The organism is Stutzerimonas degradans, assembly GCF_024448505.1.
Classification (GTDB): Bacteria; Pseudomonadota; Gammaproteobacteria; order Pseudomonadales; family Pseudomonadaceae; genus Stutzerimonas; species Stutzerimonas degradans.
This window is the reverse complement of sequence record NZ_JAMOHV010000004.1, coordinates 144,866-164,198: the sequence shown is the minus strand read 5'-3', so window position 1 is coordinate 164,198 and position 19,333 is coordinate 144,866. Positions and strand designations below refer to the sequence as shown.

Sequence of the window (19,333 nt, the reverse complement as noted above, 5' to 3'; positions counted from 1 at the left end):
CGCGGCCACCTAGCGCAACGCTGACCCCTGCAGACCGACCAGCAGCGCGAGCCGCTCGGCAACGCCCGCGCCGAGCTTCTTGGTGAAGCGATCGATCGGCGATTCCTTCACGGTGAAGTCGACCAACTCTGGCTCGCCGATCACCTCACGCGCCACATGCGCCGTACTGCCCAGGCCATCGATCAGACCAAGCTCCAGCGCCTGCTCGCCCGACCAAACCAAGCCCGAGAACAGCTCGGGATGCTCGGCCACCTGCAGACGATCACCGCGCCCGCGCTTGACGCTATCGATAAACTGTCGGTGCGTTGTCGCCAGCACCTCACGCCAGAACTCGGTTTCCTCCGGTTTCTGCGGCTGGAACGGATCGAGGAATGCCTTGTGCTCGCCCGAGGTGTAGACGCGCCGCTCCACACCCAGCTTCTGCATGACCTCGACGAAACCGAAAGTCGCCGCCGTCACGCCAATAGAACCAACCAGACTCGACTTGTCTGCATAGATCTCGTCCGCTGCGCTGGCGATGTAGTAAGCGCCGGACGCTCCCAGATCGGTAATCACCGCATAAACCTTGATGGCCGGGTACTCGCCACGCAACCGGCGAATCTCGTCGTAAACGTACCCCGACTGTACCGGGCTACCGCCTGGACTGTTGATACGCAGAACGATGCCCTTGGTATTCGTATCCTCGAACGCAGCACGCAAAGCACCAACGATATTGTCAGCACTAGCGGACTCCTCGTCGGCAATCATGCCGCGCACATTGATAACGGCGGTATGGCTTTCGCGCGCCGCCTTATCCTTGCCGAACTGCCACGCCGGCGAAAACACCATCAGCGCGCCGAACAGATAAATGAAGGTCAGCAGCTTGAAGAAGATGCCCCAGCGCCTGGCGCGCCGCTGCTCCTGAATACCTGCCTGCAACGTTTTCTCCAGCAGCTTCCAGCTACTGCGCTCGTCACGCCCCTCGTTCATCGGCGCCTTCCATTCATCCGACATGCTCATTCACCTCAGTACTTTGCGGCTCACCCAACCAGGTGGCCAGCTCTGCAAAACGATTGATCACCAGCCGCGGACCGTGCGCCTGAAGCTTCTCCACCGGCTGCGCACCGTAAGCGACCGCCACGCTATCGACACCAGCGCGCTGCGCCATCTGCAGGTCGAAAACCGAGTCACCGATCATCAGCGCCTGCTCCGGGCGCATGTCGCAATGCGCGAGAATCTCCTCGATCATCAGTGGATCAGGCTTACCCGCCGTCTCGTCGGCGCAGCGCGTGACATCGAAAAATTCCGTCCAGCCCTGCCCGGCCAGCACTCGATCCAGCCCCTTACGCCCCTTGCCGGTAGCGACAGCCAACAGGTGCCCGCGCTCGCGAAATTCCTGCAACGCGCTTGCAACCCCGGGATAGAGGGCCGAAGGCTGCGCCTCCAGGGCCAGATAATGCTCGCTGTAGCGTCGACGAAATTCGTCGATCAGAACGGGATCATCGATATGCGGATACAACGTGGAAATCGCATCTGTCAGCGCAAGGCCGATGATGGCCTTGATGGAAACATCGTCGCGTGGCGGCAGATCGAAAGCACGCGCAGCCACCCGCACCGACTCGACGATACGTCCGATGGAGTCGACCAGCGTGCCATCCCAATCGAAGATCAGCAGCTCGTATCTACTCACCGAGCTTCTCCAGCGTCCGCGTCCAGACTTCGTCCACAGGCGCTTCCAGCGCCAGCTCGCCGCCATCCGGCAACGGCACCCGCAGCGCATAGGCGTGCAGAAACAGTCGCTTGCCGCCAAGTTCACGAATCTCGCGGGTGAACTCTTCATCGCCGTACTTGCTGTCACCGGCGATGCTATGCCCGGCATGCCGGGCATGCACGCGGATCTGATGGGTGCGCCCGGTCACCGGCCGGGCCTCGACGAGCGTCGCGAAGTCACCGAAGCGGCGTAGCACTCGGAACAGCGTCAGTGCCTCCTTGCCGTCCTCGGTCACCTCGACCATGCGCTCGCCAGAGCGCAGCGTATTTTTCAGCAGCGGCGCACTCACCTGCTTCTTGGAGGTTTCCCATCGACCACGCACCAGCGCCATGTAGCGTTTGTCTACACCATCGCCGCGCAGTGCCTGATGCAGATGGCGCAGCATGCTGCGCTTCTTCGCGACCATCAGCAGCCCGGAAGTATCACGATCCAGACGATGCACCAGCTCGAGCTCCTTGGCATCCGGTCGCAATTGACGCAAGGCCTCGATCACGCCGTAACTGAGCCCGCTGCCGCCATGCACCGCGATGCCGGCCGGCTTGTTCAGCACGATAAGCGCCTTATCTTCATAAACGATTGCCGCCTCGAGCCGCTCGAGCAGGCCCTGCGCCAACGGCTCGGGCTCGTCGCGTTCGGCCAGGCGCAGCGGCGGGACGCGCACCAGATCGCCCGCCTGCAGCTTGTATTCGGGTTTGACCCGCCCCTTGTTCACCCGCACCTCGCCTTTGCGCAGGATGCGGTAGATCAGCGTCTTGGGAACGCCTCTTAGCTGGGTGCGGAGAAAATTGTCGATGCGCTGGCCGGCAAGTTCCGGCGCGACCTCGAGCATTTGCACGCCGGAGGTCTGGGAGGGGGTATTGGTCATCGCGAGATCATATCAATTTTCATGGAATTGAAGCACTTAAACATTGCTGCTATAGTCGCGAACGCCGCCAAAAGCGGCCGGATCATGGGATGCAGCGATATCGCCAACCTTGATCGGAAAATGTTCGAGGACGTGAGGCTGTCCGGCGCATCTTCCCAATGTGGTGAGGATACGAAACAAGCCTTGAAGACATGATGCGTGCCCCCAGGTTGGGGAATCGCGACAATCGACAACCCGCTCCCTGGATTCTGCGAGCGGCACCCGATTTTCGAAGTATGCGTGTTGGGTGGAGATGCACAGCATCGGATTTGCGTAGCAAGGGCTTTCACAGACGCTTCATCAATCGTCCGCTACCGATGTCTGATTCCTCCTCCCCAAGCATTTGCTGCTGTTCCGACAGCAAAGCAGGAGACGTCGTCGCGACGCCGGCCCATCTGGCCGCTCATCGCTGGACACTGGAGTGCCTTACAACCATTCCTGACTCACCTGACACCGACCGCGAGAGTCGTGTGTGCCGAACGCCGTTTCCGGACGCCACGGAAACCGACGGTACTACATGAAAAGAATGCTAATTAACGCAACTCAGCCCGAAGAGTTGCGTGTCGCACTGGTCGATGGCCAGCGGCTGTTCGACCTGGACATCGAGTCCGGTGCACGCGAACAGAAGAAGGCCAACATCTATAAGGGCAAAATCACCCGCGTAGAACCCAGCCTGGAAGCTGCCTTCGTCGATTTCGGCGCCGAGCGCCACGGCTTCCTCCCGCTCAAGGAAATTTCCCGCGAGTACTTCTCCAAGGCCCCTGAAGGCCGCGTCAACATCAAGGAAGTGCTGAAGGAAGGCCAGGAAGTCATCGTCCAGGTCGAAAAGGAAGAGCGCGGCAACAAAGGCGCCGCTCTGACCACCTTCATCAGCCTCGCCGGTCGCTATCTGGTATTGATGCCCAACAACCCGCGTGCGGGTGGCATCTCCCGCCGCATCGAAGGCGAAGAGCGCAACGAACTGCGTGAAGCGCTCAACGGCATCAATGTGCCGGCCGATATGGGTCTGATCGTGCGCACCGCCGGTCTGGGTCGTTCCAGCGAAGAGCTGCAGTGGGACCTGGACTACCTGCTGCAACTGTGGACCGCGGTCAAGGACGCCTCGCAGGGCCGCGCTGCGCCGTTCCTGATCTACCAAGAATCCAATGTCATCATCCGCGCCATCCGCGACTACCTACGCCAGGACATCGGCGAAGTGCTGATCGACAGCGTCGAAGCCCAGGACGAAGCGCTTTCCTTCATCCAGCAGGTCATGCCGCAGTACGCCAGCAAGATCAAGCTGTACGAAGACTCCGTTCCGCTGTTCAACCGCTTCCAGATCGAAAGCCAGATCGAAACGGCCTTCCAGCGTGAAGTGAAACTGCCGTCCGGCGGCTCCATCGTCATCGACCCGACCGAAGCCCTGGTATCCATCGACATCAACTCGGCGCGCGCCACCAAGGGCGGCGATATCGAGGAAACCGCGCTGCAGACCAACCTGGAAGCAGCCGAAGAAATCGCCCGTCAGCTGCGCCTGCGCGACATCGGCGGTCTGATCGTGATCGACTTCATCGACATGACCCCGGCGAAAAACCAGCGCGCCGTCGAAGAGAAGATGCGCGAAGCGCTGGAAGCCGACCGCGCGCGCATCCAGGTCGGGCGCATCTCGCGCTTCGGCCTGCTGGAGATGTCCCGCCAGCGCCTGCGCCCGTCGCTCGGCGAAACCAGCGGCATCGTCTGCCCGCGCTGCAACGGCCAGGGGATCATTCGCGACGTCGAGTCGTTGTCGCTGGCAATTCTGCGCCTGATCGAGGAAGAGGCGCTGAAGGACCGCACCGCCGAAGTCCGCGCCCGTGTGCCGTTCCAGGTCGCGGCATTCCTGCTCAACGAAAAGCGCAACGCCATCACCAAAATCGAACTGCGCACCCGCGCGCGCATCTTCATCCTGCCGGACGATCACCTGGAAACGCCGCACTTCGAAGTCCAGCGCCTGCGTGACGACAGCCCGGAGATCGCCGCTGGCCACGCCAGCTACGAGATGAGCCACAGCGAAGCCGAGGAAGTCCAGCCGGTCAGCTCGACCCGTACATTGGTACGTCAAGAGGCCGCGGTGAAGACCGCGCCGCAGCGCAGCACACCCGCTCCGGCACCGGCCGCAACGACGGCCGTCGAGGCACCGGCCCCTGCCGCCACGCCCGAGCCGAGCCTGTTCAAGGGACTGATCAAGTCGCTGGTCGGCTTGTTCGCCGGCAAGCAGGAAGAGCCGAAAGCAGCCGTTACCGCCGAGACCAAGCCGGCCGGCAATCGCACGCCGCGCAATGAAGAGCGTCGCAGCGGACGTCAGCAAAATCGTCGTCGTGACGGCCGTGGTCGCGACGAGGAACGCGCACCGCGTGAGGAACGCAAGCCGCGTGAAGAGCGCGCCTCCCGTGAGGAGCGCCAACCGCGCGAAGAACGCCAGCCGCGACCGCCTCGCGAGGAGCGCAAGCCGCGCGAGCAGCTCGAAACCGCCGAAGCTCAGCCGCGCCGTGAACGCGGCCTGCGTGAAGAACGCCAGCCGCGCGAGGAGCGCAAGCGCGAACTGCGCGCGCCGCTGGATGAAGCCAGCCCACTGGAGACTCCAAGCGAAGAGCTGACCGAACGCAAGCCTCGACCACCGCGTGAGGAACGCAAGCCGCGTGCCGAGCCGGTACCCAGCGAGGAAGAGATGCAGCAGAACGAGGAAAGCACCGAGGAAGACCAGGAAACCACCGACGGCGAGCGTCCCCGTCGCCGTTCCCGCGGTCAGCGCCGCCGCAGCAATCGTCGCGAGCGCCAGCGTGACGCCGATGGCAACGAAATCGCCGAAGCAGGCGAAGACAACGCGCCGGTGAAGAGCGAGGACATCGCCGTCGCTGCCACGGCCGCCGCCATCGTTGCAAGCGCCGAAGCGGAGCCGCAAGCCGACACGTCGTCGGCAGCCGAAGTCGCCACCGCTGCAGAGACCGAAGCCGTCATCGAGAGTACGACTGTCGCCGAAGAAGCACCGCAAGCTGCGATCGAGCACCCCGCGACGCTTATTGAAGAGCAGCCGGCCGTCGCAGCTGAAACCAATGCGGAAACGCCGGAAATTGCGGTCGTCGAGCCGGCGGCGGAAGCGCCTGCGCCGGTCGAGCCGAGCGCCGAGCAAACGGCACCGGCAGTCGCGCCCAGTGGTCGCGCACCCAACGACCCGCGAGAGGTACGCCGTCGTCAGCGCGAAGCCGAGCGCCTTGCAGCACTGGCTGCCGCGGCGCCGGTGCAAGCCGAACAAGAAGCTCCGAGCATCGCGCAGCAGCCGCTGGCCGCTGCAGAGATCGTCGTGAGCGAGCCCGAGATTGCCGCACCGCAAACCGAGACACAGGCAGAGGTGCAGCCATCGGAACAGCCTGAACCGCAAGCAGCCCCGAGCGAACCGGAGCAGGCTGTGTCGGCGCACGAGCCACACGCTGTCGCGGAGCCCGCGCCGGAAGTCGAGCAGGCGCCGCTGCCTGAACAAGGCGAGCAAGACGACAAGGACAAGCCTCAGGCCTGACCCACGCCAAAACGAAAAAAGGGATGCTTCGGCATCCCTTTTTTCGTTCAGGCGGCGCGATCAAGTAAGGCCAGCCGACCAAAGCGCAATAGCCGGCATTTCGCCATCAGCGCACCATCCACGCGCCGTGCGATTCCGCAAACCCGAGGGTGCCGATGAATCTGTCGCTGATGAACCGTTACGCCTTCTACGCGTTCTGCGTGCTGTTCACCCTGTTCAGCCTTCCCTGGCTCGAAAAGGTCTGGGGGCTGACCCTGGTCACGGCATTGCTGAGCGCCATCGGCACGCTGGACCTGCTGCAACCCCGCCAGGCTGTGCGACGCAACTACCCGATCCTCGGCAACCTGCGCTACCTGATCGAGACCATCCGCCCGGAAATTCGCCAGTACCTGCTGGAGAACGACAGCGATCCCCTGCCCTTTTCCCGGGCACAGCGATCGCTGGTGTACGCCCGCGCGAAGAACGAAGTGGCCGACAAGCCCTTCGGCACGCTCAGCGACGTCTATGGCGCCGGCTTCGAGTTCATCGGCCATTCGATCCGCACGGCGCCGCACAGCGATCCATCAAGCTTTCGCGTCAGCATCGGCGGTCCGCAATGCCGCCAGCCTTACGGCGCGTCGATCTTCAACATCTCCGCGATGAGCTTCGGCTCTCTCAGCGCCAACGCGATCCGTGCGCTCAATCGTGGCGCCAAGCTCGGCAACTTCGCCCACGACACCGGCGAAGGCAGCATCAGCCGTTATCATCGCGAGTACGGCGGTGATCTGATCTGGGAACTGGGCAGCGGTTACTTTGGCTGCCGCGACGAACAGGGGCGCTTCGATCCGCAACGCTTCGCCCAGCAGGCCGTGGATCCACAGGTGAAGATGATCGAGGTGAAACTGAGCCAGGGTGCCAAGCCGGGCCACGGCGGCATTCTGCCGCGGCACAAGATCACTGCGGAGATCGCCGCGACACGTGGCGTGCCGATGGACCAGGACTGCGTATCACCGGCCAGCCACGGCAGCTTCTCCACGCCGCTGGAGCTGCTGGCATTCATCGCTCAGTTGCGCGAGCTGAGCGGCGGCAAGCCGGTGGGCTTCAAGCTGTGCCTCGGCCACCCGTGGGAGTTCATGGCAATCGCCAAGGCCATGCTCAAGACCGGCATCCTGCCGGATTTCATCGTGATCGATGGCAAGGAAGGCGGCACCGGCGCGGCACCGCTGGAGTTCACTAATCACATCGGCGTACCGCTGCGCGAAGGCCTGCTGTTCGTGCACAACACGCTGGTCGGCCTGCACCTGCGCGAACACATCAAACTGGGCGCCAGCGGCAAGATCGTCAGCGCTTTCGATATCGCCAGCGTGCTGGCCATCGGCGCCGACTGGGCCAACTCGGCACGCGGCTTCATGTTCGCCATCGGCTGTATCCAGTCGCAGTCGTGCCACACCAACAAGTGCCCCACCGGCGTGGCCACCCAGGACCCACTGCGTCAGCGCGCACTGGTGGTGCCGGACAAGGCGGAGCGAGTGCACAATTTCCATCGCAATACGCTCAAGGCGCTGGCCGAAATGCTTGCCGCGGCCGGGCTGTCGCACCCAAGCGAACTGGAGGCCAAGCACCTGGTACGCCGGATGTCAGCCACCGAGATCAAGTTGTTCTCTCAGCTGCACACCTTCCTCGCACCCGGGGAGCTGCTGGCGGAAAACCTGCAGGGTGACTTCTATCCGCGGATGTGGCGAATGGCGCAGGCGGAAAGCTTCGAGCCGAGACTCACGTGACGCGAGCGGATCAGATGACGTTCGGCTCGATCTCCAGCGCCACCCCGAATCGGCTGGCGATATCGCTCTGGATACGCTGCGCCAGCTGCAGCAGCTGCGCGCCCGTGGCCTGGCCATAGTTGACCAACACCAGCGCCTGCAAACGATGCACCCCCACGTCGCCTTCGCGGTAGCCCTTCCAGCCGGCCCGTTCGATCAGCCAACCAGCGGCGAGCTTGACCTGACCGTCCGCCTGAGGATAGGCGACCAACCCCGGATGGGCAGCGCGCAGCCGCTCGGCCAGCTCCGCCGACACCAGCGGGTTCTTGAAGAAACTGCCAGCATTGCCCAGTTCGCTCGGGTCCGGCAGCTTCTCACGGCGAATGGCACAGACCGCCTGACTGACATCCAGCGCCGTCGGCGCGATGATGCCCTGCTCCGCCAGGCGCTGCCGGATCGGCCCGTACTCCAGATGCAGGGAAGCCTGCCGTTGCAGCCGCACGCGCACCCGCAGGATCACGTAGCGACCCGGCTGCCGCTTGAACAGGCTGTCACGGTAACCGAAGGCACACTCGGCTTGACTGAAGTCGCGCAGCGCGCCCGTCTCGCAATCCAGCGCGGTGATGCCCGCCAGCACATCGCCGATCTCCACGCCGTAGGCGCCGATGTTCTGGATCGGCGACGCCCCCACGGTGCCGGGAATCAGGCTGAGGTTCTCCAGTCCAGCCAGGCCCTGCTGCAGCGTCCAGAGCACGAAGGGATGCCATGGCTCGCCCGCTTCGGCCTCTACCAGCACGCTGCCGTCCTGCTCCGCCACGATGCGCTTGCCTCGACTGGCCATGCGCAGCACCAGCGCCTCGACATCGCGTGTCAGCAGCAGGTTGCTGCCACCACCAAGCACCAGCAGGGGCAGGTCGTGTCGCGTCGCGAGCGCCAGCGCCTGACGGACCTCGGCATCGTCATTCGCCTCGGCAAACAGGCGGGCACGCTGCTCGACGGCAAAGGTGTTGAACGGCTTGAGCGAGCGCCACGTGTCGACCCGCAGGTTCACAGGCGCTCCCGAACTTCTGTAAGCAGCGCTTGCGAGCCCTGTTCGATCAGGTCGAGCACTTGCTCGAACCCATCCGCACCGCCGTAGTAGGGGTCGGGCACCACATCGCCCGCCACACCGTAGCGACGCAGGAACAAGTCGAGCTCGGCGGTCGCATCCGCCGGACGCAGCACTTGCAGACGCGCCAGATTGTCGTGATCCATGGTCAGGATCAGGTCGAAGCGACGGAAGTCCTCAACCTCTACTTGGCGCGCACGCAGCGTGTCGAGGTCATAGCCACGACGCCGCGCCGCCTGGCGAGTCCGGCTGTCTGGCGACTTGCCGACATGCCAGTCGTCAGTACCGGCCGAATCGATCTGGAGCCGATCCTGCAAACCGGCCAGCTGCACATGGTGACGAAACACGCCCTCGGCAGTCGGCGAGCGGCAGATGTTGCCCATGCAGACGAACAGCACTTTCATGCTTAATGTCCCAGCAGACGCCGGACCCGCTCGAGGTCCTCCAGCGTATCCACTCCCGCCGGCGGCGCCTCGATGGCATCGGCGACGTGAATACGCTGGCCATGCCAAAGTGCCCGCAGCTGCTCAAGGCATTCGGTGTTCTCCAGCCAGCACGGCCCCCAGGCCACGAAGTTGGCCAGGAACCCGGCGCGATAGGCATAGATGCCGATGTGCCGGCGGTACGGCACGCCTTGCGGCAATGCCTCGCGGTTCTGCGCGAAGGCATCACGCGCCCACGGTAGCGGGGCGCGGCTGAAGGTCAGAGCGAGACCGTTGATATCCGCCAGCACCTTCACCGCGTTTGGATTGAACAGCGTCGTCGCATCGGTGATCGGCTCGGCCAGGGTCGCGATCGCCGCCTCAGGATGCGCCGCCAGATTCGCCGCAACCTGGTCGATGACCGCCGGCGGGATCAGTGGCTCATCGCCCTGCACGTTGACGACGATGGCCTCGGCACCCAGACCGAGCAGACCAGCCACTTCGGCCAGGCGGTCGGTCCCGGAATTGTGCTCGATGCGCGTCAGCACAGCCTCGGCACCGAAGGCGGCGCAAGCGCTGAGAATCCGCTCGTCGTCGGTCGCCACCACTACACGCTGCGCTGCGCTGCGGCTGGCCTGCTCCCAGACGTGCTGGATCATCGGCTTGCCGACAATATCTTGCAGCGGCTTCCCCGGCAGGCGGCTGGAGGCATAGCGAGCCGGAATCACCACGGTGTAGGGGGTGCTCATTTGTCCAGACGCTCATCCACGTCGAGGGTACGAGCTTCCCCTTCCAGCATCACCGGAATACCGTCGCGCACCGGGAAGGCCAGGCCGTCGGCCTTGCAGATCAGTTCGGATTTGTCGTCGGCCAGCTTCAGCGGCCCCTTGCACAGCGGGCAGGCCAGAATATCGAGGAGTTTGGTGTCCATGCGCAGTCCTTGGAAAGCAGCCGACTGCATCGGCAGATCGGACGGCTTATGAGTGAGCGGGCAGCAGTCGGGCCAGTTGTTCGTCAAACCAGGTCACGAACGCCGCCGAGGGCGCTGCCTCGACCTGCAGATAGGACCAGCCCGGGGGCGCGAACGCCCGGCATTTCACCGCATCCTTCTCGGTCATTACCAGCGGCAGCTCGGGAGCGAACTGCAGCTGCTGCGTGCTGTAGGCGGCATGATCGGCGAAGGCGTGCGGAATCGGGCGCCAGTGTAGCGCCTCGAGCGTGGAGAAGAAACGCTGCGGATTGCCGATACCTGCGACGGCGTGAAGCCTCTGCCCCGGCGGAAAATGGTCGAGTGGCCAGTGCTCGCCGCTGTGCAGCTCGATCAGCGCCGAAGGCCGCAGACGGAAGGCATAGCCTTCTGGAGCATCCGCCTGCGCGCCATTGAGCAACACCGCATCCACCGTCCGCAGGCGCTCGGCCGGTTCGCGCAGGGGCCCTGCCGGCAGGCAGCGACGGTTGCCGAGCCCGCGTGCGGCATCGATCAGCACCAGCTCCAGATCGCGCGCCAGACGATAGTGCTGCAGGCCGTCGTCGGACAGGATCAGATCCAGCGGCTCACTTGCCAGCAGTGCACGCACGGCGCGGGCGCGGTCAGGATCGATCATCAGTGGTACGGCGGTTCGCTGCACGATCAGCAGGGGTTCGTCGCCCGCTTCACTCGCCGCCTGCTCCGCCCGCACTCGCCACGGCACCGTCGGCGGGGTCGCGCCGTAACCGCGACTGACTACCCCGACCCGCAGACCACGCGCACGGCAATGCTCGATCAACCAGAGGATCAGCGGTGTCTTGCCGGTACCCCCGACCGTGATATTGCCGACCACGATGACCGGCACCGGCGCCCGGTAGCTGTCGCCCTGCCCGGCCAGGAAGCGCCGACGCTTGCGTTCGACAACCGCCCGATAAAGCGCCTCCAGCGGTGCCAGCAGGTGCAGTGCGGGATGCCCGCGATACCAGGCGCGTTGCAGCCGCTCGGCGAACGACATCAAGGCGCCGCCTGCGCCTCGACGGTGGTGATGCGCAGATGTGCGAAGCCAAGCTTGCCGGCGGCATCCATCGCGGTGATTACCGCCTGATGGGGCGTCTTGCCGTCCGCGCTGATGATCATCGGCAGGCTGTTGTCGCCCTCAGCCTCCTTGCTCAACGCCGCCATCAGCGAATTCAGGTCGCTCTTGAGCAGAGCCTTGCCGTTGAGCGAATAGTTGCCGTCAACATCGATGACGACTTCCAGCTGCTTGACTTCGGTCTGCTCCGGCGGCGTGCCACTGGCCGCTTCCGGCAGATCCACCTGCAGTTGTGTCTCGCGAGTGAAGGTGGTGGTAACCACGAAAAACAGCAGCAGGATGAAGACCACGTCGATCAGCGGCGCCAGGCCGATTTCGACATTCTCCCGCGGTTTGCGCCGGAATTTCACGCCTTGCCCTCGTCCAGATCGACATCGCGGTCGCCCTGGACCACCTCGACCAGCTTGATAGCCTCCTGCTCCATGCCGACCACCAGCTCATCGACGCGACGCAACAGGAAGCGATGGAAAAACAGTGCCGGAATCGCCACGATAAGGCCCGCCGCGGTAGTGATCAGCGCCTTGGCGATCCCGCCGGCGAGTTGCGGCGCATTGGCCATGCCCGACCCCATGAAGGCGCTGAAGATCTCGATCATACCCAGCACGGTACCCAGCAGACCGAGCAATGGCGCGATGCCGGCAATCGTGCCCAGCGCATTGAGATAGCGCTCCAGGTCATGCACCACACGGGCCGCGGCTTCCTCAATGCATTCTTTCATGATCTCGCGGCCGCGCTTGGAATTGGCCAGCCCGGCGGCGAGGATCTCGCCCAGCGGCGAATCGGCGCGCAGCTCCTTGAGCTGCTGGTTGCTGAGTTTCTTTTCCTTGATCCACTTCCACACCTGACCGAGCAGATGCGGCGGCGTGACACGGCTCGGACGCAGCGTCCACAGCCGCTCGGCGATGATCGCGGCGGCGACGATTGAACACAGAATGATCGGCAGCATTATCCAGCCGCCCGCTTTGACCAGCTCCCACACGAGACGAATCCCCCTCGAAAAAGTGGCGCCACTCTAGCATAGGGTCCGCAGCCCGCCGACCGCCGCCGTTCTCATTTTTCCCGCCAGAATCGGCGCTGCTCGCGCAAACCACGCGCTTCGTGAAACGCCCCCAGTTCAACCTTCAGCGCGCCTGACTCGGCAGTGTCGTACAGCCGCACGCCTACGTCTTGCAAGCGTCCGATGACCATCGGATGAGGATGACCAAACGCATTGTGGCGGCCGCGTGAGATCAGCGCATTCTGCGGCCGTACCGCCGAAAGAAAAGGCAGCGAAGAGGAACTGTTGCTGCCGTGATGCGGTAACAGCAGCCAGTGCGCCGCCAGCGGCCAGTCACTCTGCACCAGCGCCTGTTCCGCCCGCGCATCGATATCGCCGGTCAGTAGCAGGCGCTCGCCTCCCGCCTCGATCATCAGCACGCAGGACGACTGGTTGCCATCCGCCGCCTGCGCCCAGCGCCAGAGGCCGAAGCGCACGCCATCCCACCGCCAGGTCTGACTCTCGCAGGATTGCGCCTGCAGCACCGCCGGCAGTCGCGCCGGTTCGCCGCCAAGCACTCGCTGCGTCGGCAGCAGTCGCTGCACGGCCACCGCGCCGCCGGCATGATCGCTGTCGGCATGACTGATCAGCAGCACGTCCAGCCGATCCACTCCCAGCCGCCGCAGCGACGGGAAGACGATTCGCTCGCCCGTGTCGAAGTCACCGTGGCGTGGGCCGGCATCGTAAAGCAAGGCATGGGAGCGGGTGCGCACCAGCACCGAGAGGCCTTGCCCAACATCGAACACCCAGACGTCGGCTTTGCCGGCAAGCGGCAGCGGCGTCGACGGATACAGCAGTGGCAGCAGGAGCAGCGCACCCAGCGCACGGAACGGCACGCCGGCGGGCAGCAGCAACACCAGCGCGCCCACCGTCGCCAGCGACCAGGCCCAGAGCGGCAGACTCTCCACTATCCAGGCTGCCTGCCAGTCCGCGAACAGCTCCAGCAACTGGAACAGCCATCCCAGCGACCAGCCCGCCAGTAGCAGCAGACCTTCGCCAAGGCCTGACAACGGCAGCAGCGCGGTGCCGAGCAGCGCCACCGGCACCGTCAGACCAACCCAGGGCACCGCCAGTAGATTCGCCAATGGCCCGCTGGCGCTGATCGGCAGCCCCAACGCCAGCATCAAGGGCAGCAAGCCCACCACCATCGCCCACTGCGCACGCGGTAGAGTCAGCCACCAGCGCCAGGCGCCCAGTCGTCCGGAGAACGTCAAGGCGAGCACGGCGACGGCGCCGAAGGACAGCCAGAACCCCGGCTGCAGACTGGCCAGCGGATCGAACAACAGGACACCGTCGAGCGCGATCAGCAGCGGTAGCCAGACACCCAGCTGACGAAAGCACAGACGCCAGAGCAGCACCACCGCCACCATCACGCAGGCCCGCTGGACCGGCACCTCGAACCCGGCCAGCCAGCCGTAACCGAGGGCGCCGGCGAACGCCGCCGTACAGGCGCAGGGCAGCCACGGCAGATGTCGCGGCCACCAACCGATGCGCGCCAACAGCGCCACCAGCCCGTACAGCAGGCCGGCCAGCATGCCTACGTGCTGGCCGGAGATGACCATCAGGTGCACCGTCCCGGTATCCTGCAGGATGCGCCAATCCGCTGGTGACAGGCCCGAGCTATCGCCGACCACCAGCGCCGCGATCGCGCCCTGCCGGCCCTGCGCCTCGACAGTCAACAGCCGGGCACGCAAGCGATCGCGCCAGCTACCGGCACCAACCGCTTCCCGCAGACGCTCGCCGGTTTTGACCGTTCCGGTCGCGCCGATGTGGTGCGCTAGCAGCCAGGCCTCATGATCGAACGAATGCGGGTTAACCAGTCCGTGCGGGCGTTTCAGCCGCGCTGCCAGCCGCCAACGCTCACCGGCGCGCAGCTGCGGACCGCCATACCAAGCCAGGCGCAGGCGCGGCGGCAAGCCGGCGTGCCGCGAGCGGATGTCGCCGAGTTCGAAGCGCACCACACCGTCCTGCACGGCCGGCAAACCGAGCACCTGACCTTCGAGCCAGAACGTGCGGCCGTCGAGTTCGCTGGCGAGCCGTTCGTCCAACGCCGCCTGCATCTGCAGACACGCCCAGAGCAGGCCGAAACACAGCCAGGACAACGGCCGGGACGCTTGCCGCAACAGGCACAGCAGCCCCAGCAAGCCCAGCACAATCAATACCCAGGCCGCAGGCAACCCCGGCAGAAAGCGCGGCAACAACAAACCCATGGCCAATGCCAGCATCCCTGCCCGCATGTTCCTACCCCCCTCGGAATCCATTCCCCGGAAGTCGTACCGTACCTGCCGGCCATGCCGGACAGGAGACCTTATGTGACAAAACCGCTGCCGATCCTGCGCGGTAAACGGCGCATAATTCGCCGAGCTCCGTCCGCCCGAGAATCTCCATGCCGCGTCGCTTCTTCAAACGCTACATGCCGCATCCCGACCGCATCAAGACTAACAAGTCGCTGCGATTTCTCGGCGCGCTGATTCACGATCCCAACCTCTGGCATCTCAACCGCCACTCGGTGTCCCGGGCGATGGCCATCGGCCTGTTCTGGGCGCTGATTCCCATGCCCATGCAGATGCTCGCGGCAGCGAGCTGCGCCCTGCCAGCCAGAGCCAACCTGCCGATCGCCATCGGCCTGGTCTGGCTGACCAATCCGCTGACGATGCCGCCGGTGTTCTATTGCACGTACAAGCTCGGTGCCTGGCTGATGGATGCGCCCGCCCTGAGCATGCCGGAAGAACTCACCCTCGCCTGGGTGACGCAGCTGCTGCAGAACAACTGGCAACCGCTGTACCTCGGCTCGCTGGTCGCGGCAATCGGTTTTGCCGTGCTCGGCTATGTTGGCACGCAGGCCTACTGGCGCTGGTGGGTCGGACGGAGCTGGCGCCGGCGGCAGAACGGCCGGCGCTGAACGCCGCTCTCATTCGTAACGCAGCGCCTCCGCCGGCTGCGTCTGCGCGGCGCGCCAGGCTGGATACAGCGTCGCCAGAAAGCTCAGGCTCAGCGCCGCCACGGCGACGATCGCCACATCCTCCCAGCGCAACTCCGATGGCAGCGTGCTGATGAAGTACACGTCGGAGCTGAAGATACGCTGGCCGGTCACTCGCTCCAGCCAGCCCACCAGCTCGCTCACGTTCAATGCGCCGAGCACGCCGAGCACGATGCCGATCAACGTACCGCTGATGCCGATCAGGCTGCCCTGCACCATGAAGATCGCCATGATCTGCCGTGGCGTTGCGCCCAGCGTGCGCAGGATGGCGATGTCCGCACGTTTATCGGCCACGACCATGATCAGCGTGGCGATGATGTTGAATGCCGCGACTGCCACGATCAGCATCAACAGCACGCCGATCATGGTCTTCTCCATCTTCATCGCGCTGAACAGGCTGCCCTGCGTGTGCGACCAATCCTCCGCACGGTAGCCTTCGCCCAACTGAGCCAGCAATTGCCCAGCCACCTGCGGTGCGCGATAGAGGTCGTTCAGCTTGACCCGCACGCCCTGCACCTGCTCCGGCTGCCAGCGGCGGATCTGCGCGGCATCGGCGCGATGGATCAGCGCCAGGCTGCCATCCAGATCGGCGCCGACCTTGAACACGCCAACCACGTTCAAACGCTGCATGCGCGGGGTGATACCACCGGGGGTTGCGCTGACTTCCGGCACGATGAGGGTCAGCTTGTCGCCCACCGAAAGGCCGAAGCGCCGAGCCGTGATCATGCCGATGATCACGCCGAACTCGCCCGGTCGCAGGTCATCGAGGCTGCCGGCAACCATGCGTGAAGCGACGATCGAGACATCGCCCTCGACCTGCGGCTCGATACCGCTGACCTGGATCGGCTGCATGCTGCCCTTGAACGAGAGCATGCCCTCGAGCTGGGTCAGCGGCGCCGCGGCCTGCACCTCGGGGTGCGTCCGCAGCCGCTGCGCCAGCGCCTGCCAGTCGTCGAGTGGCTGGACGCCGTCGATCGTGGCGTGCGGCACCATGCCGAGAATCCGTGCACTCATCTCGCGCTGAAAGCCGTTCATCACCGACAGCACCAGAATCATCGCCAGCACGCCCAGCGACAGCCCGATCAGCGAGGTCAGGGAAATGAATGAGATGTAGTGATTGCGCCGCTTGGCACGGGTATAGCGGCTGCCGATGAAGACGCTCAGCGGGCGGAACATTATTCAGCCACCAGGCGGCCGTCTTCCAGGCGCAAAACCTGATCCATCTGCGCCGCCAGCTGGCGATCGTGAGTAACCACCAGGAACGCAGTACGCAGCGAGGTGCTCAGCTCCAGCATCAGATCCTGAATACCCTGCGCGGTGTGATGGTCCAGGTTGCCGGTCGGCTCGTCGAGCAATACCAGCGCCGGCCGGTTGACCAGCGCTCGGGCAATCGCCACCCGCTGGCGCTCGCCACCGGACAGCTCGGCCGGCTTGTGCTCCAGGCGATGACCGAGCCCCACGCGGGCCAGCAACTCGCCGGCGCGCTGGCGCGCCTCCGGGATCGCCACCTTGCCGATCAGCAACGGCATGCAGACGTTCTCCAGCGCGGTGAATTCCGGCAGCAGGTGGTGAAACTGATAGACGAAGCCCAGCGCACGATTGCGCAGCAGGCCGCGCTCCTTCTCGTTCAGCGCGGACAACTCCTCGCCGGCCAGCCAGACGCTGCCCTCGCTCGGCGTATCGAGCCCGCCCAGCAGATTCAGCAGGGTGCTCTTGCCGGAGCCGGAACTGCCGACGATCGCCACACGCTGGCCGGGAAACAGCTCCAGCTGCAGTCCGCGCAGCACATCGACCGACTCCGGTCCCTGTTCGTAACGCTTGCCCAGGTTGCGGCAGCTGAGCACCGCACGATCTTGGGAAGACAGCTCATGCATAACGGGTTCACTCATAACGAAGCGCCTCCGCCGGCTGGGTGCGCGCGGCACGCCAAGCCGGATACAGGGTGGCGAGAAAGCTCAGCAGCAGCGCCGCGACGCACACCTGGACGACATCGGCGGCCATCAGCCGCGACGGCAGGTAGTCGATGAAATACACGTCGGCACTGAGGAATTTGTGGCCAATCAGTCGTTCCAGCGCGGCGATCCAGCTGCTGATGTTCAGCGCCGCCAGGATGCCGAGAGCGCCCCCGACCACCGTACCAACCACACCGATCACCGTGCCCTGCACCATGAAGATCGCCATGATCTGCCGCGGCGTCGCGCCCAACGTGCGCAGGATGGCGATGTCGCCGCGCTTGTCGGTGACCACCATGACCAGTGTCGAAATGATGTTGAACGCCGCCACGGCGACAATCAGCAACAGCAACAGGCCGATCATCGCCTTTTCCATGCGAATCGCCTGGTAGAGGTTGCCGTGAGTGCGCGTCCAGTCGCGGGAATAGAAGTCGCCGTCCAGCTGGCCTGCCAGCTCCCAGGCGATCCGCGGCGCCTGGAACAGATCGGCGAAACGCAGGCGCAACCCCTGGACCTGATCGGGTTTCCAGCGGTGCAGGCGGGCCAGATCGGCGATGTTGGCCAGCGCCACGTAACCGTCGATCTCGCCGGCGCCGACGTGGAAGATGCCGACTACGGTGAAGCGTTTCATGCGCGGAAACATACCGGCCGGCGTCACCGTCACTTCAGGCGCGACGAAAGTGAGCTTATCGCCAACGCCCACGCCGAGTTTCTGCGCCGCCTTGTCACCGATCACGATGCCAAACTCACCGGGCGCGAGCGCGGCCAGCTCGCCCTCGCGGAAGAAGCGATCGATGATCGAAACCTGCGGCTCGATCTGCGGATCGACCGCATTGATCAGGATCTTGCTGACCTTTCCCTCGTGCGTCAGCAGGCCCTGCATCTGGATGAACGGCGCCACAGCGACCACCTGCGGGTGCTGGGAGAGGCGTTCACCGAGCTGCTGCCAGTCATTCACCGGCACGGGGCTTTCGATGGTGGCGTGCGGCACCATGCCGAGCACCCGGGTGCGCATCTCGTGATCGAAGCCGTTCATCACCGACAGCACGACGATCATCACCAGCACGCCGAGTGCCAGCCCGATCATGGACGTCAGCGAGATGAAGGAAACGAAGAGGCTGCGGCGTTTGGCGCGGGTATAACGCGCTCCGATATAAACGGACAGCGGTCTGAACATAGATCGACGGGTTCGCTGGCGGGGGAAGAAACGAGCATGCGACAGGGATTGTCCCAAGGCCTGATACACTCTGGCCATCACGCTGCCTGGGTATCGCCATGCCGACACAAGACACTGAAGAACGCCGGGAATACTACCGTATCGAGGATCGGATCGCACTGGAAATCATCCCCGATACCCAGCAGCCAGCCGCTTCGGACGACGAGCGTCAGCAGCTGTTCGACCTGCTCGGCGAGCTGCATCAGCTGGACTTCGAAGCCCAGCACCTGCTGCGCCAGATTGCCGAGGGCAACCGTACGCTGGCCAGCTATCTGAAGGTACAGAACAAGCGTATCGAACTGATCGGCCAGGCGCTGACCCAAGACCTGCTCAAGGACATCGGCCCGGCACGCACGGTGGTGCTCTCCGAAGGCGGCGTCAGCTTCCACCATGACACCGCCTTCGCGGCCGGCACCCTGCTCACCCTCAAGCTGGTCCTGCTGCCACAAGGGCTGGGGCTGCGATTACAGGCCCGTGTGACCCACTGCGCGGCTGACGCCGACGGCGGTTTTCAGCTGGGTACCGAGTTCGAAGCGCTGACGGATGCACAGCGGCAATTGCTGGCCAGGCATATCCTGCAGAAGCAGGCGCTGCAACGGCGTCTGGCCCGTGATCCTCTACAAGGAAGCTGACT

The 19,333-nt window shown here is 64.6% G+C and carries 18 protein-coding genes; 4 read left to right on the top strand and 14 right to left on the bottom strand.

Annotated features, from left to right (window positions below; genetic code table 11):
• Positions 1–9 precede the first annotated feature (9 nt).
• The 3 genes from sppA to rluC are packed head-to-tail and all read right to left on the bottom strand — an operon-like array spanning position 10 to position 2,615.
• Entirely contained in the window at positions 10–993 is a 984-nt protein-coding gene (gene sppA, locus NAV27_RS08030) for a signal peptide peptidase SppA (protein ID WP_102828869.1), read from the bottom strand.
• Positions 983–1,669 (bottom strand): HAD-IA family hydrolase, encoded by a 687-nt coding sequence (locus tag NAV27_RS08025; RefSeq protein ID WP_102828868.1) that lies wholly within the window; start codon positions 1,667–1,669, stop codon positions 983–985. The genes sppA and NAV27_RS08025 overlap by 11 nt, the downstream gene beginning before the upstream one ends.
• Complete coding sequence (gene rluC, locus NAV27_RS08020) at positions 1,662–2,615, bottom strand: 23S rRNA pseudouridine(955/2504/2580) synthase RluC (protein WP_102828867.1); 954 nt, start codon at positions 2,613–2,615, stop codon at positions 1,662–1,664. The genes NAV27_RS08025 and rluC overlap by 8 nt, the downstream gene beginning before the upstream one ends.
• 556 nt (positions 2,616–3,171) lie before the next feature.
• Here rluC and rne point away from each other — a divergent pair.
• Both rne and NAV27_RS08010 read left to right on the top strand, forming a co-directional pair.
• On the top strand, positions 3,172–6,186 hold the full coding sequence (gene rne / locus NAV27_RS08015) for a ribonuclease E (RefSeq protein ID WP_197931604.1): 3,015 nt from the start codon (positions 3,172–3,174) through the stop codon (positions 6,184–6,186).
• Between the two features lie 155 nt (positions 6,187–6,341).
• Entirely contained in the window at positions 6,342–7,946 is a 1,605-nt protein-coding gene (locus NAV27_RS08010; protein WP_102828865.1) for an FMN-binding glutamate synthase family protein, read from the top strand.
• Positions 7,947–7,956: 10 nt separating this feature from the next.
• Here NAV27_RS08010 and murB read toward each other — a convergent pair whose 3' ends face one another.
• From murB to NAV27_RS07970, 8 genes are all read right to left on the bottom strand, one after another.
• Positions 7,957–8,976: a UDP-N-acetylmuramate dehydrogenase gene (gene murB, locus NAV27_RS08005; protein WP_102828864.1), complete on the bottom strand. Its 1,020-nt coding sequence runs from the start codon at positions 8,974–8,976 to the stop codon at positions 7,957–7,959.
• Complete coding sequence (locus NAV27_RS08000; RefSeq protein ID WP_102828863.1) at positions 8,973–9,437, bottom strand: low molecular weight protein-tyrosine-phosphatase; 465 nt, start codon at positions 9,435–9,437, stop codon at positions 8,973–8,975. The genes murB and NAV27_RS08000 overlap by 4 nt, the downstream gene beginning before the upstream one ends.
• A gap of 2 nt (positions 9,438–9,439) precedes the next feature.
• Positions 9,440–10,204 (bottom strand): 3-deoxy-manno-octulosonate cytidylyltransferase, encoded by a 765-nt coding sequence (gene kdsB, locus NAV27_RS07995; protein ID WP_102828862.1) that lies wholly within the window; start codon positions 10,202–10,204, stop codon positions 9,440–9,442.
• Positions 10,201–10,386: a Trm112 family protein gene (locus NAV27_RS07990; RefSeq protein WP_008570668.1), complete on the bottom strand. Its 186-nt coding sequence runs from the start codon at positions 10,384–10,386 to the stop codon at positions 10,201–10,203. Before NAV27_RS07990 ends, kdsB begins: the two co-directional genes overlap by 4 nt.
• Before the next feature lie 46 nt (positions 10,387–10,432).
• Positions 10,433–11,437, bottom strand: coding sequence for a tetraacyldisaccharide 4'-kinase (lpxK, locus tag NAV27_RS07985; protein ID WP_043299369.1), 1,005 nt, complete (start codon positions 11,435–11,437; stop codon positions 10,433–10,435).
• Positions 11,437–11,865 carry a flagellar polar localization protein PocB gene (pocB, locus tag NAV27_RS07980; protein ID WP_043299366.1) on the bottom strand — a complete coding sequence of 143 codons (429 nt, stop codon included), beginning with the start codon at positions 11,863–11,865 and terminating at the stop codon, positions 11,437–11,439. The genes lpxK and pocB overlap by 1 nt, the downstream gene beginning before the upstream one ends.
• The gene (pocA, locus tag NAV27_RS07975; protein ID WP_102828861.1) at positions 11,862–12,494 is read right to left on the bottom strand and encodes a flagellar polar localization protein PocA; all 633 of its coding nucleotides are present in this window, start codon (positions 12,492–12,494) and stop codon (positions 11,862–11,864) included. Before pocA ends, pocB begins: the two co-directional genes overlap by 4 nt.
• 71 nt (positions 12,495–12,565) lie before the next feature.
• Entirely contained in the window at positions 12,566–14,788 is a 2,223-nt protein-coding gene (locus NAV27_RS07970) for a DNA internalization-related competence protein ComEC/Rec2 (protein ID WP_180981435.1), read from the bottom strand.
• Positions 14,789–14,937: 149 nt separating this feature from the next.
• Here NAV27_RS07970 and NAV27_RS07965 point away from each other — a divergent pair, with 149 nt between their 5' ends.
• Positions 14,938–15,453, top strand: a complete 516-nt coding sequence (locus NAV27_RS07965) for a DUF2062 domain-containing protein (protein ID WP_008570674.1) — start codon at positions 14,938–14,940, stop codon at positions 15,451–15,453.
• A gap of 9 nt (positions 15,454–15,462) precedes the next feature.
• On the opposite strand, the gene NAV27_RS07960 is transcribed toward NAV27_RS07965, so the two are convergent.
• The 3 genes from NAV27_RS07960 to NAV27_RS07950 are packed head-to-tail and all read right to left on the bottom strand — an operon-like array spanning position 15,463 to position 18,660.
• Positions 15,463–16,707: a lipoprotein-releasing ABC transporter permease subunit gene (locus NAV27_RS07960; RefSeq protein ID WP_102828859.1), complete on the bottom strand. Its 1,245-nt coding sequence runs from the start codon at positions 16,705–16,707 to the stop codon at positions 15,463–15,465.
• Positions 16,707–17,405, bottom strand: coding sequence for a lipoprotein-releasing ABC transporter ATP-binding protein LolD (gene lolD / locus NAV27_RS07955; protein ID WP_008570677.1), 699 nt, complete (start codon positions 17,403–17,405; stop codon positions 16,707–16,709). Before lolD ends, NAV27_RS07960 begins: the two co-directional genes overlap by 1 nt.
• Positions 17,406–17,412: 7 nt before the next feature.
• On the bottom strand, positions 17,413–18,660 hold the full coding sequence (locus NAV27_RS07950; RefSeq protein WP_102828858.1) for a lipoprotein-releasing ABC transporter permease subunit: 1,248 nt from the start codon (positions 18,658–18,660) through the stop codon (positions 17,413–17,415).
• 98 nt (positions 18,661–18,758) lie between these two features.
• Here NAV27_RS07950 and NAV27_RS07945 point away from each other — a divergent pair, with 98 nt between their 5' ends.
• Entirely contained in the window at positions 18,759–19,331 is a 573-nt protein-coding gene (locus NAV27_RS07945) for a PilZ domain-containing protein (protein WP_102828857.1), read from the top strand.
• Positions 19,332–19,333: the final 2 nt, after the last annotated feature.